The organism is Rubrivivax soli, from assembly GCF_049810355.1.
Lineage (GTDB): Bacteria > Pseudomonadota > Gammaproteobacteria > Burkholderiales > Burkholderiaceae_C > Rubrivivax.
The window spans coordinates 1,250,210-1,262,997 of record NZ_CP187368.1 but is presented as its reverse complement, the minus strand read 5'-3'; the positions used below and the strand labels follow the sequence as shown (position 1 = coordinate 1,262,997).

Below are 12,788 nucleotides of genomic sequence, written 5' to 3'. Positions count from 1 at the left end.
GCAGCTGTTCGGTCGCGTCGCGGATGCGCCGGCGCAGCGAGCCCTGCAGACCGAACGCCAAACACGCTGTTATGGCGGCGAGGATGAGGGTTTGCGCGGCTGGATCGTCAACGTGTCATGGATCCACCTGTCTGCGCACAGTCTGCTGTCACGCACTGGCACATCTGCTGGCAGGCGGCCATCGGCCGTGATCTGCTCGCCGGCGACACGCTGGTCGAGCGGATCCGTGGCCGGCTGCTCGATGCCCACGGGCGGCGTGGCCGGGTGCTGGTCGACTACTTGCTCACGCCGACGGAAGTCCATGTGCTGTCGAGACTCGCCCCCGACGACTCGCCAGGTGACCTGGCCCGTGCCGTCGCCAACATCGTTGCGCGCTGGGTCCGCGAGGCCCAGGCCGTGCGTGGGCCGGTCTTTGCCGGGCGCTACCGGGCGCACCGCGTCGCTTCGGATGCTGCGCTGCGAGCCGAAGTGCGGATGCTGGCCTGGCGTCCGGTGGCACTGGGCGTGTGCGCCGCCCCATCGCACCATGCGAACTCGGCGCTGCGCACCGCGCTGGGCCTGCGACGGGCCATGGGCTTCGATGCACGGCCGCTGCTGGAGCTCTTCGGCGACCCCGTGCCAGCCGCGCGCAAGGCTCTGCGGTCCTGCCTGGCCCAGCGGCCCAGTGCGATGGAGCTTCGCCAATGGGAACTGTCGCGTGGCCTGGCACTGGCGGTCGGCACCGTCGGCCCGATGCAGACGATGGCACGCGAGGTGCGGGGCGCGGCGGCGGCGCTGGTGGCGGCCGGCGGTGCGGATGGCATCGATGGCGCGCTGCGCATCCTGGAACGCTGGGTCCTCACCCGGCTGGGGGTGCGCAGTGCGGTCGGCCTGGCCGGCACACCGGGGGCGATCGGTGCACGGGGACGGGCCTTGGTGGCCTGTCTGGCGATGGACATTGGCCTGTGCCCTGCGGCGTCGGTCGCGCGCCACTTCCAGCGGGCCAAGGCCACGCTCAGTGAACAGATGCAGGCGTGCCGCCACCGGCCAGAGGACCGGCAGATCCTGTCGACGCCGAGGAATCGCCTCGTCGACGAAGCGATCGCGCTCTCGATGAGGCCGGGATGACTGCGCCGCGTTCGCGCGTCCAGGTGGAGGGGCAGGGTGCGGGGGCGGGCCGGAGCTCCCCCCGGAATTCGGAGCGCGGTCGGTCAGCGACCGTCCATGTGCTTCGGCAGTCTCGAGGAGCAGCGATGGATCAGAGGCTCGAGAAGGTGGATCAGCGCCGGCAGGACGTCCAGCTGCTGCGCGAAGTGGTTAGTGGCGATCCTTACGAACGCGTGGCGCAGCGATGGGGGTTGTCGCGGTCGGCCGTCGACCGGCGCGTCAAGTGCCTGGCGATCCAGCTCACCCAGGTCGTGGGCGTGGCGGGCCTGCAGCAGAGCGGGGCAGCTTGCGTGAAGCGCTTGCGCATGCACCGGCAGGCGATCCTGCAGGCCCTGGAGCAGTTCGAACCCGCCCAGGTGCGCTCCCAGCGCGAAGCCCGCGTGCTGCTGCCGGACGAGGTCGCGCTCGGCGCGCGCCGCGTGTGCAGCCGGTCGGCACGGCCGCTGCACGACCTGGCGCTCTACCACCTGTCGTTCGCGACCGGTCTGCGTCCGCTGGAGGTCGCGCGGCTGCAGGTGGCCGACTACCTGCTGGAGGATGGCGGTGTGCGGCGCGCGTCGAGGGTTCGCGCCGAGGTCGCCATCAACGGCAAGGTTCGGCCGCTGTGCTTCCACCACCGGCGTCTCGATGAAGCGCTCGGCGCCTACCTCGACGAACGGATCCGGGCCGGGCATGGCCATGGCGCGGACGAGCGCTGGCGCGGCCTGGACCCGACGAGTCCTCTGTTCCTTGGCGCGGACGGCGAGGTCTATGCGATCACGCCGAACGGCGGTGAAGGCCAGAACCGCACGGTTTGCCGTCCCATGCTGGAGATCTACCGCAAGATCTTCCGCCAAGCCGACGTCCTTGGCCTGTGCACGCAGTCGGCACGGCTGACCCTGATGTCGCGCATGTACGAGCGTGGTGCCGACGAGGACCAGGTCGGACTGGTGCTGGGCATTGCCGAGCGCAGTGCCGTGCGCGAGCAGTTGCCGCGACCGCGGCCGGAGTTGGCCAAGGTGCTCGAGGATCTGGCGTGACCACGCGCGGCGGCTGAAGCCCGGAAGGCGCGATGGACGGGCAGCGCTTTGCGATCTGGGGGCGGGTGGTCGACGCCGACGACCCGCAGCTGCAGGTCCTGCTGGCCCAGGCCTACGAGGCACCGGGCCGGCCGCGCTGCCTGTGCGTGGCCGGCGGCGTCGAGATGTACGTCGCCTTTCATCGCCACTTCCAGATCAAGCGCATGCCCGAGACCGGGGACCGGCATCACCCCGCCTGCCCGAGCTACGAGCCGGGGCCTGCGATGTCGGGCCTGGGCGAACTGGTCGGCGAGGCCGTCGTCCAGCTGGATCCGGCGCGGGTGGAACTGCACGTGGACTTCCCGTGGGCGCGTGTGCCCGGGCGGCCTGGGGTGAGCCGCGAGCCTGCCGAGCCGTCGGAGGTCGGCCGCACCCGTCGCCGGATGAGCCTGCGGGCGCTGATGCACTTCCTGTTCGAGCGGGCCGGCTTCAACCGCTGGTCGCCGGCCATGGCCGGGAAGCGCAACCAGGCGGTGCTTCACAAGTACCTGATGCAGGCCGCCGAGGCGATCCAGGTGAAGGGCGAGCCGCTGTCGAACCGGATGTACGTGCCGGAAGCCTTCAGCGAGACCGCGAAGGCCGAGCAGGCCGAACGGCGCCGTGCCCGGCTGTCGGTGCTGCAGCCGCATGACGGGCGGCAGCCGCTGGCGGTGGTGCTGGGCGAGTTCAAGGGCTGGGAGTCCGCGCCCGCGGGCGCGCGCATCTGGATCCGCCACATGCCGGACGCACCCTTGCTGGCAGACGCGCGGACCTGGGCGCGGGTGCAGCGCGGCTTCGCGCCACTCTTCGAGGCGGTCGACTCGGACGGAGGGCGAGGGCTGCGACTCATGCTGGCGGCGCTGATCCGGGCCCGCCGGGAGCACACGTACGAGATCGACCTCGCCAGCCTGATGCTGACCAGCGAGGAGTGGATTCCGCTGGAGGGGGTGCACGAGACGCCGCTGGTCCGTGCGCTGGTGACGCAGGGACGGCGGTTCGTGAAGCCGCTGCGGTACGACGCGCGGACGGTGGCCGGGTTCGCGAATGCCATCCTGCTGGACGTGGGCGCGGAGCCGGTCGACCTCCATGTCGTCAGCGGCTTCATGGGCGAGGCCGAGCAGGGTGCCAAGCGAAGGGCATTCGAGTCTGCCCGGGCCAGGTCCTGGCTCTGGTTGCCTGGCGAGGCCATGCCGGTCCTGCCTGACCCGTCGACGAGGCTCATCGCTGGAGCGGCGGCATGCAGGCCGCATGCAGGCCCGACAACCGTCCGACCGAACCCCGCAGGCCGGGGTCCTGACTGACGATCACGATGACGTTGGCCAGCATCAGCGAGAGCAGGTTGCGGTTCTGCAGCACGGACGTCAGCTTCCCTGCGGGGTAGCCCCGCAGGGCGTGGACGACCAGGTGGACACCTCCGTGGACGAACGAGTGCATCACCTTGACGGTGCCATGCAGTCGCTTCAGTTCGGTGGCCGCCGGGCCGGCGACCGCGCCGATGGCGTCGATCATGGCGGGGATCGGTGGCCCCATCTGGGGTTCCGAGAGTTCGCCGTCTGGCACCGGCGCGGAGAACTTGTCCAGCCAGTCCTCCTTGGCGGCGTGAAGCACCCAGGCGGCACGGACAACCGCCTCGAACTGCAGGCGGATCAGGCTGAGTGCGGTTCCCGTCAGGCCGGCTTCGATCAGGACCCGCTGCGCGATCGCATGCTCGATCGCCGAACGACAGAAGGCCAGGCAGATGGTCGAGCGTCGGGACGACGTGTTCCAGCCGGCTCGAAGCAGTGCGAGCAGATCATCGTCGAACGCCTCGGAGGCGGCGAGTACCCGCCGCAGTTCCTCGTCGTCGTTGTCTGCGCTGTCTTCTGGGCTGGAGGGCGACTCGGCTTGCATGGAAGGGACGGGTTCGGACGATGCGACAGCACGGGACCATGGCGTGCGGACCGAGTCGCATCATGGCATCCAGACGGCACCCGGGGTTGAAAGCACGGGTCGAGGCGGGACGATGGTTCGTCGGAATCCCCCGACGCCCACCGAGGAACGCCGATGGCATCTTCTCCATCTCCCGATCCCCGGCCCGCCGTCGTGCTTTACGGCGGGCCTGTCGCTCTGCCCACCCTGCTGGGTAACGGCACGAACGGAACGCCCCGCCTGCCCACGGGCGGCAAGATCCGCGCGGGCATCAAGGTCCTGACCCGCCGGGCCGCCGAGGTGCCGCGTGCACAGGCGATCTACGACCAGGGCCTGAACCAGGGCCAGTCGTTCGACCAGATCGAGCGTGCGCTGGCCGAGGCCTGCCCCGAGCTCAAGAGCCCGCTCGTTCCACGCAACGTGCCGTGGTTCACCGTGCGCGCCCAGGACTTCCCGAACCCGGAACTGGCGACGCAGATCCTCGACCTCCATGGCGAGGACCGCGGCGAGGGCCGGCGCCTCTACCGCTTCCCGGTGGTGTTCCCGACCGATCGCTGGCAGAGCGTGATGCCGCATGAACTGGCCACCTGGGGTGCGCAGGACAAGCGCTTCTGGTCCGAGTATTCGGCCGACGGACGATGGCGCCACTGCATGACGCACGCACCGGTGCCGGTGGACGCGACGGGGCGCCGCACGGTGCGGCTGTTCGGCGGACGCAAGGCGATCCCGCGCGAGGACAACGGCGGCCTGTGCCAGCCGGAGTCCTGCCCGGAGTACCAGCAGCGGCAGTGCAACCTCACCGGACGCTTCCAGTTCTTCATCCCAGGCATCCGCTCGATCAGCGCCTTCGAACTGCACACGCGCAGCTTCTACGCGATGAATGCGGCAATCCGCACCTTCGAAACCGTGGCGTTCCTGCGGGGTGGTCGACTGGCCGGTTTCCTGGACCGCCAGGGCACGCCGTTCTACCTGACCAAGCGGCTGATGGAGGTGGCGCACATCGATGACCATGGGCGGCCTGTCCGGGTGCCGCAGTGGATCATCGAACTGGAAGCGCCGGTCGACGTGGCGACGCTCATGCGGGAGCAGGACGATCAGGACACCGTGCTCCTGCAGGCCGATGTTGCCGCCCGCGTGCTCCAGGGGCACCGGGAGAACGCTTCCTCGACGCCAGGGCAGGGACCCGAGTCCGTCGACGAACCTGTGGCTGCGAGCGACCCCGCGGCAGACGGCATGCCACCCACGCTGGAGCATGTGCTCGGGCGGCTGGCCTCGATGGGCGTGCCTGCTCAGACCTGGCTGCGCTATGCGGCCACGCGCTGGGGTCCTGGGTGGAAGCTCAATCCGCAAGGGCGGCAGCGGGCATTCGGCGAGCTGGAACGCTTCCGGAACGATCCGAAGGGCTACGCGGACAAGGTCAACGCCGAACTGCAGCAGGTGGCATCGTGAGCGCGCCGGGACAACCGCCAGGCGGAACCGGTGCGCACCCTGCGGAGGTGTCGTGCATCCCGGATGGGCATCCGCGAGCGCACGCTCCGCACCGTCAGGCGCATCGCTTGCGGGTGGCGCATCTGTCCGACCTGCACTACGGGCCGCGCCACCTGGAGGAGGCCGATCGCTGCTTCTCGGCGGCCGTGGATCGCGCCATCGAACTTGCCGTCGATGTTGCCGTGATTTCCGGGGACGCCACCGATCACGCCCTGGACCTGCATGCGCCCGCGGCATTGCGGCTGCTGGCGCAGGTGCGGCGGCTGGCCGATCATTGCCCGGTGCTGATGCTCCAGGGCACGTGGTCGCACGAGCCGCCCGGCACGCTGTCCGTGTTCAGGTTGCTGGGCAGCCGCCATCGGGTCTTCGTCGCGGATCGGATCGGTCAGGTGGCGTTGATGGGCTGCGCATCGTCTAGGGACCTGTCGGCGACCGATGCGTCTGCCGCCGACCTTTGGCTCGCTTCCGAAGTCCCGCGATTCGCGGAGGTGCCGCCTGGCGCCAGGGCACTGTTCACATGCATTCCCTCGATCAACAAAGCGGCCGTCGCGGCAGCGGTCGGCGCCACCGCTGCCGCCGAGGCCCAGGGCGAGCAGCTGGCCCTGCTGCTGCAGGGTTACGCCGGCATCCACGGCGTAGCCCGGGCTGCCGGCGTGCCGACGCTCGCGGTGTCGCATGGCACGGTCTTCGGCTGCGTGACCGAGCACGGCGTGCCGATGGCCGGGTTCGACCACGAGTTCACAACCGGGGCGCTGTTCAGCACCGGCGCGCAGGCCACCTTGCTCGGCCACATCCACCGGCACCAGGCCTGGATGCAAGGGGAGGGCGACCGGCGCCAGTGCATCGCCTACGCCGGGTCGATCGGTCGCTTCCACCACGGTGAGCAGGGCGACAAGGGGTTCCTGCTGTGGGAGTTGGGACCGGACGGGGTGGACTGTCGCCTCGAACCGACTCCTGCGAGACGGACGCTGGACATCGTGTTCGAAGGCCGGCCCGACCTGGACCAGTTGCGAGAGGCGGTTCGGGCACATGAACTGGCCGGCGTCAGCGTGCGGGTCCGATGGACCGTGGCCGACGAGGACCGGCACGAGGTGGACCGCAGCGCCATCGAGCGTGCCCTGTCCGGCGCCGCCGATGTCCGGCTCGAAGGGCGGATCGTGCCCGTGGTGCGCACCCGCGCGCCCGGCATCTCGCAGCTCGTCAGCCTGGCCGACAAGGTCAGGGCCTGGGCCACGGCGACGGACGTCCACGCGCCGCCGCTGCTGGAGTGCCTGGAACGGGTGACGACGACCGATCCCGAGGACATCGTCGCGGCAGTCCTGGCGATCCCCGCTGCCGGTGCCAAGGCACAGGGTGGCCTTGACCCGGCGGAGAAGGGTCCGAGACTGGACCTCTTCGAGACGGCCTGAAGCTTCGCCTGAACAGCGGCCGAAGGGCGCCCAGGCTGCTTCACTTCCCACCACACCCATCGCGCCGCCCAGCGGCGCTGGAGGCATGCCATGCAACCACTCTCACTCAGGCTCCGGGGCTTCCGGGGCATCCGCGACGGCCTCGGGCTGGACGAGCTGACCCTCGATCTGGAGCGGCTGGCCGATGGTGCCGTGCTGGTCGCCATCGCAGGCGCCAACGGCCGCGGAAAGTCCACGGTGATGGACAACCTGCATCCCTATCTGACCATGCCGTCGCGAGCGGCGCAGGCCGGACCGGGCGGCTTCTCGTACTACGACCAGGTCTGTCTGCCCGAGAACGAGAAGGACCTGCACTGGGCGCACGCAGGGCGCTGCTACCGATCGCAGGTGGTCATCCGCATGAACGGCCGCACCGCGAGCCGCCGCAGGACCGAGGCCTACCTGCTGACGCTGGATGACGCCGGCAGGTGGTCTCCCGCCGCGCTGCCCGATGGCACCGTCTCCGATGGCAAGGTCGAGACCTATGCGCGATGCGTCGAGGCCATCTGCGGGCCGGCGGAGACCTTCTTCACGTCGGTCTTCTCGGCCCAGGGCAAGCGGCAGCTCAGCACCTACCGCAACGGCGAGATCAAGGCCCTGCTGGCCGATCTGCTGGGGCAGGAGGACATCCGCGCGCTCGGTCAGAAGGCGGGCGAGACGGCGCGGCAACTGAAGGCGGCGCTGGCGGCGTTGCGCGCCGAGGGAGCCGCGTTCGATGCCGAGCGCCAGCGGTTGGAGGATGACGCCCGTCGATGGCACGGCGCGGACGAGAGGGTCAAGGCAGCGCAAGCCAGCCGGCAGGCTGCCCACGAACAACGGGAGGCTGCGCGAACGCACGAGGCGTCGTTGATGGCCCTGCAGGAGCAGGCGAAGGCTGTCGAGAGCCGGCGAGCGCAGTTGGTGGAGGAACTGGCGGGCGCCCGTGCCGAGGGTGATCGCACCCTGCAGGACCTGCGCACGCAGGACCGGGAGGCAACGGAGCAACTCGCACGGCTCGACGGTCGTGTGGCGCAGCGTGTCGCGCAGGCCAGGGCGCAGCGCGAACGACTGGAGGCCCGCATCCGGTCCCTGCAGCGGGTGCTGGCGGACGAGGGCGCGGTGGCTCGAGCCGGCCGCCGTCTGCCGCTGGCGACAGAGGTGGTGCGTCGCCGCGAGGACCGCGTGCTGGCGCTTCGCGATGCCGTCCAGGACCTTGCGCGTCGTCGCGATGCCGTCGCAGGGATCGGGCAGCGGCTGGCATTGCTCGAGCGCGAGGCGGGGCAGGCCGCGCTCCAGGCGGAGGACCTGACTCGCCGACTGGCCCTGAGCAACCGCGTGCCGTGCAGCGGCATGCCCATGCAGGGCCAATGCACCCTGCTGTCGGACGCGCGCGAAGCGGCCGCGCTGGCGCCGAGCGCCCAGCAGCGGATTCGTCAACTCGCTGCGGAGCGGGACAGTCTTCGGCTTGAACTGCAAGCCCTGCAAGAGGCGGCAAGCCTCAACGTCGGCGCACCGCAGAGCCTGAGCCGGGCCGAGTGCCAGTCGAGGCGAGCCCTGGCCCGTCAGACGGCCTATGCCGCCTTGGCTGCGCGCGAGGCGGAGATGGGCCAGGCGCGCGCGGGTCTTGTCGAAGCGGAGGACGAACTCGCCGCTCTTCCTCCAACTCAAGACCCGTCGGCCGGGGCGGACATCGCGATCGACACCGACTCCGAAGCGGCCGAGCGCCAGCAGATCATCGCCAGCCGGATGCGCGTTGCCGAGCGTGTCTCGCTGCTGGAAGCTCAGACACAGGCGGCCATCCAGCGACTTCAGACCGCGATCGACGCACTGCCGGCACCGCCAGTCGCTGCGCGGCTCGCACATGCTCGAGCCCAGGTGGAGCGCTGGCACGGTGTCCTGGATGAGGCGGAGCGCTCGCATCTGGCCGCTGTCCGCGACGCGCAGGCGCTTACCGCCCTGTCGACCCAGATGGAGGAGCATGGCCGGAGGCGTGACGCAGCCGCGGCCCGCACGGCACGGGTGGAGCAGGAACTCGCGAACTGGCTGCTGTTCGCCCGCTGCATGGGCAACGATGGCCTGATCGCGCTGGCCATCGACGATGCGGGGCCGACCTTGTCCGGCCTGGTGAACGATCTGCTGCTGGCCTGCTATGGCCCGCGCTTCACGGTGGCCATCGAGACCCTGCAGGAGACGGCCAAGGGCGAGCAGCGCGAGGGCTTCGACATCCGCGTCTACGACGCAGAGTCGGGCGAGGACAAGAGCGTCACGGCGATGAGCGGCGGCGAGAAGGTCTGGATCAACGAGTGCTTGGTGCGGGCCGTGGCGCTGTATTTGGCGCAGAACACCGGCCGGCGCTACGACACCCTGTTCTCCGACGAAGCCGACGGACCGCTGGACCTGGAGCGCAAGCGCAGGTTCATGGCGATGAAGCGGCGTGTGCTGGAACTGGGTGGCTACGCGCGGGAACTCTTCGTGTCGCAGACTCCGGAGCTGACAGCGATGGCGGATGCGGTGATCGATCTCGAGTCGATGACTGCGCCTGGATGCTTGGCCTGATCGTCTGGTTCCCCACCGCAGCACATGCAACACAGCGAAGCGTTCCTGTCTGCGGGCGTTCGCCGCGCATGAACCAAGTGGCCGCTCTCCCCCCTATCGGATGGCGGAGGTTCAGGCGTTGTACCGGCGCATGACGGCGGTGGCTAGCGGCTGCATGGCGGCCAGTGACTGAGCCTCGCCATCCCCGGGCCGTGGTCTCCGGGCAGCGACCCGGGGTCGCCGACGATCTGCACTAGACCGGAGGCGCGCCTGGACGCATCCCGATGGACGGAGCGACATGCTTGCCGTCCTGCGGTTGTTCGGCCATCGGTCGCGATGGCGGAGCGGCCTCAGCGGCAGTGCCCGCAGCAGGAGCCGCCTTGGGATGCAGGGTCAACCTGTGCCGCCTCAGCCCGAACCGGCGTGTAGCCCGCCTCGGCGATGGCGTCCTGCAGCTGCTGCGCATCGGCCTCGGTCGGCTCGACCAGCACCAGATGCTTTGGCAGGTCGATCGTGACCTTGACTCCCCGGTCCGCTGACTTCAGCGCCTTGGTGATCGTGCTGGCGCAGTGGCCGCAGGTCATGTCCTGGACTTCGAATGCAATCATGGGGTGCTCCTTCTGCTGGTTGGGATGCCTGACTTTCAGGCTTGCCCTCGTGGGAAGGTCAAGCCAGCCATCCACAAGACCTCACCTGCAGGTCGGGATCGACAGCGCAGCCGGTTGACATTCCCATCATGGGAAGGCTGAAGCTCCTGCGGCATCAACCGACTGCGGACCCGATACGGTCCGGAAGGACCGATCCCATGAACACCCTCGCAAGCGCAACGCCCACGCTGGACTTCAAACTGCCGATCGAAGGCATGACCTGCGCGTCCTGTGTATTGCGCGTCGAGAAGGCGCTCGCGACGCTGCCCGGCGTGGAGAGTGCCGCCGTCAACCTGGCCACCGAGCAAGCGACGGTCCGCGCCAGGGACGGGGTGGCGGGCAACGCCCTGGTGTCTGCTGTGACCGCAGCCGTGCGCCGGGCCGGCTACGACGTGCCGACGCATCGTGTCGAGCTGCAAGTCGACGGGATGACCTGCGCCTCCTGCGTCGCGCGGGTCGAGAAGGCGTTGCTGAAGGTGCCGGGCGTGACGACCGCGTCGGTGAACCTCGCCACCGAGAAGGCCAGCGTCGGGGCGCTGGGCAGTGTGTCCTTCGCTACGCTCGCTGCGGCGATCGACAAGGCCGGCTACGCGGCCAGTCCGGTGGTGGACGCCGCAGCACCCAAGCCAGCGCGCCGCCTGCCTGAGTGGTGGCCCGTGGCAGTGGCCTCGGTGCTGACGCTGCCGCTGGTGCTGCCGATGCTGCTGCAGCTGTTCGGCATTCACTGGATGCCAGACGGCTGGGTGCAGCTGGTACTGGCCACGCCGGTGCAGTTCTGGCTCGGTGCGCGCTTCTACCGTGCCGGCTGGAAGGCGCTGAAGGCCCGTGCCGGCAACATGGACCTGCTGGTCGCGCTGGGCACCAGCGCGGCCTACGGGCTGTCGGTCTACTTGCTGTTCAAGCACGCAGCGCACGGCATGCCGCACCTCTACTTCGAGGCCTCGGCGGCCGTCATCACGCTGGTGCTGCTGGGCAAGTGGCTCGAGGCGCGCGCCAAGCGGCAAACGGCGGATGCGATCCGTGCGCTGAACGCGCTGCGTCCGACGGTCGCCCGCGTGCTGGTCGAGGGGGCCGAGATCTCGACACCGGTCGAGCAGGTGGCGGTGGGTGACATCGTCGTGATCCGCCCGGGCGAGCGTGTGCCCGTCGATGGCCAGGTCATCGACGGCCGCAGCCACGTCAACGAGTCGCTGATCACCGGGGAGAGCCTGCCGGTGGCCAAGGCCGTGGGTGAAACGGTCACCGGCGGTTCAGTCAACGAGGAAGGTGTGCTGCAGGTGCGCACCGGCGCGATCGGCGCCGAGACCACGCTGGCCCGCATCATCCGCATGGTCGAGTCGGCCCAGGCGGCCAAGGCCCCGATCCAGCGCATCGTCGACCGCGTCAGCGCGGTCTTCGTGCCTGTGGTGCTGGGCATCGCCGTGCTGACCTTCGCCGGCTGGCTGGCCTGGACCGGCGACTGGGAGCAGGCGCTGATCAGCGCGGTGGCAGTGCTCGTGATCGCTTGCCCCTGTGCGTTGGGTCTCGCCACGCCGACGGCGATCATGGCAGGCACCGGCGTGGCGGCGCGCCGCGGCATCCTGATCAAGGACGCCGAGGCGCTGGAAGTGGCGCACTCGGTCACCACGGTGGCCTTCGACAAGACGGGCACGCTCACCGAGGGCAAGCCTTCGCTGGTGGCGGTCGAGGCCGGCCTGGACGCATCGGTCGCCCAGGTCCTGACCCTGGCCGCCGCGCTCCAGCAGGGCAGCGACCACCCGCTGGCCCATGCCGTGATGGAGAAGGCCAGGAACGACGGCCTTGCCGTGCCCCCGGCGCGCGACGCCCGGGCGCTGCCGGGCCGCGGCGTGGAGGCGGTGGTCGAGGGCCAGCGCCTGCTGCTTGGCAGCACGCGGCTGATGAACGAGTCGGGCGCACAGCCTGGCGCGCTCCTGATGACCGCTCAGCGCCTGGAAGGCGAGGGCCGCAGCATCTCGTGGCTGCTCGCGCCGAGCGATGGCCTGGGCCATGGCGCTCGCGTGCTCGGGCTGCTGGCCTTCGGCGACACGATCAAGCCGGCATCGCGTGCGGCCGTCGAACGGCTGCGGTCGCTGGGCATCCGCACCGTGATGCTGACCGGCGACAACCACGGCAGCGCCCAGGCGGTGGCGCGCGAACTTGGCATCGACGAGGTGCGCGCCGAACTGCTGCCGGGCGGCAAGGCCGAGATCGTGCAGCAGCTGCGGAGCCAGGGGCAGGTGGTCGCGATGGTCGGCGACGGCCTGAACGACGTGCCGTCGCTGGTGGCCGCCGACGTGGGTCTGTCGATGTCCACCGGCACCGATGTGGCGATGGAAGCCGCCGGGATCACGCTGATGCGCGGCGACCCGCGCCTCGTGGCCGACGCGTTCGACGTCTCGCGCCGCACCTACTCCAAGATCAAGCAGGGGCTGTTCTGGGCCTTCGCGTACAACGTGCTCGGCATTCCGCTGGCGGCTTTCGGCCTGCTGAGCCCGGTGATCGCCGGTGCGGCCATGGCGTTCAGCAGCGTCAGCGTGGTCGCGAATGCGCTGACCCTGCGTCGCTGGCGCGGCGCAGCAACGGATTGATCGAACTGTCTC

The 12,788-nt window shown here is 70.0% G+C and carries 9 protein-coding genes; 7 read left to right on the top strand and 2 right to left on the bottom strand.

Translation table 11 applies throughout. The features are described 5' to 3' along the window. The first annotated feature begins 117 nt into the window (after positions 1 to 117). The 3 genes from ACPOLB_RS05650 (at position 118) to ACPOLB_RS05640 (ending at position 3,484) form a co-directional block, all read left to right on the top strand. On the top strand, positions 118 to 1,107 hold the full coding sequence (locus ACPOLB_RS05650) for a hypothetical protein (protein WP_425260337.1): 990 nt from the start codon (positions 118 to 120) through the stop codon (positions 1,105 to 1,107). 125 nt (positions 1,108 to 1,232) lie between these two features. After that, positions 1,233 to 2,165, top strand: coding sequence for a site-specific integrase (locus ACPOLB_RS05645; RefSeq protein WP_425260336.1), 933 nt, complete (start codon positions 1,233 to 1,235; stop codon positions 2,163 to 2,165). Between the two features lie 32 nt (positions 2,166 to 2,197). Beyond that, on the top strand, positions 2,198 to 3,484 hold the full coding sequence (locus tag ACPOLB_RS05640) for a DUF1173 family protein (protein ID WP_425260334.1): 1,287 nt from the start codon (positions 2,198 to 2,200) through the stop codon (positions 3,482 to 3,484). Here ACPOLB_RS05640 and ACPOLB_RS05635 read toward each other — a convergent pair. Beyond that, positions 3,402 to 4,073 (bottom strand): DUF6988 family protein, encoded by a 672-nt coding sequence (locus ACPOLB_RS05635; protein WP_425260333.1) that lies wholly within the window; start codon positions 4,071 to 4,073, stop codon positions 3,402 to 3,404. The genes ACPOLB_RS05640 and ACPOLB_RS05635 overlap by 83 nt on opposite strands. A gap of 153 nt (positions 4,074 to 4,226) precedes the next feature. Here ACPOLB_RS05635 and ACPOLB_RS05630 point away from each other — a divergent pair, with 153 nt between their 5' ends. The 3 genes from ACPOLB_RS05630 (at position 4,227) to ACPOLB_RS05620 (ending at position 9,562) form a co-directional block, all read left to right on the top strand. Further along, entirely contained in the window at positions 4,227 to 5,540 is a 1,314-nt protein-coding gene (locus ACPOLB_RS05630) for a hypothetical protein (RefSeq protein ID WP_425260332.1), read from the top strand. A gap of 113 nt (positions 5,541 to 5,653) precedes the next feature. Further along, complete coding sequence (locus ACPOLB_RS05625; protein ID WP_425260331.1) at positions 5,654 to 6,988, top strand: metallophosphoesterase family protein; 1,335 nt, start codon at positions 5,654 to 5,656, stop codon at positions 6,986 to 6,988. Between the two features lie 90 nt (positions 6,989 to 7,078). Next, the gene (locus ACPOLB_RS05620; protein ID WP_425260330.1) at positions 7,079 to 9,562 is read left to right on the top strand and encodes a DNA repair protein; all 2,484 of its coding nucleotides are present in this window, start codon (positions 7,079 to 7,081) and stop codon (positions 9,560 to 9,562) included. Positions 9,563 to 9,891: 329 nt separating this feature from the next. On the opposite strand, the gene ACPOLB_RS05615 is transcribed toward ACPOLB_RS05620, so the two are convergent. Then, positions 9,892 to 10,149: a heavy-metal-associated domain-containing protein gene (locus ACPOLB_RS05615; RefSeq protein ID WP_425260329.1), complete on the bottom strand. Its 258-nt coding sequence runs from the start codon at positions 10,147 to 10,149 to the stop codon at positions 9,892 to 9,894. Between the two features lie 197 nt (positions 10,150 to 10,346). On the opposite strand from ACPOLB_RS05615, the gene ACPOLB_RS05610 reads away from it, so the two are divergent. Beyond that, on the top strand, positions 10,347 to 12,776 hold the full coding sequence (locus ACPOLB_RS05610) for a heavy metal translocating P-type ATPase (RefSeq protein ID WP_425260328.1): 2,430 nt from the start codon (positions 10,347 to 10,349) through the stop codon (positions 12,774 to 12,776). Positions 12,777 to 12,788 lie beyond the last annotated feature (12 nt).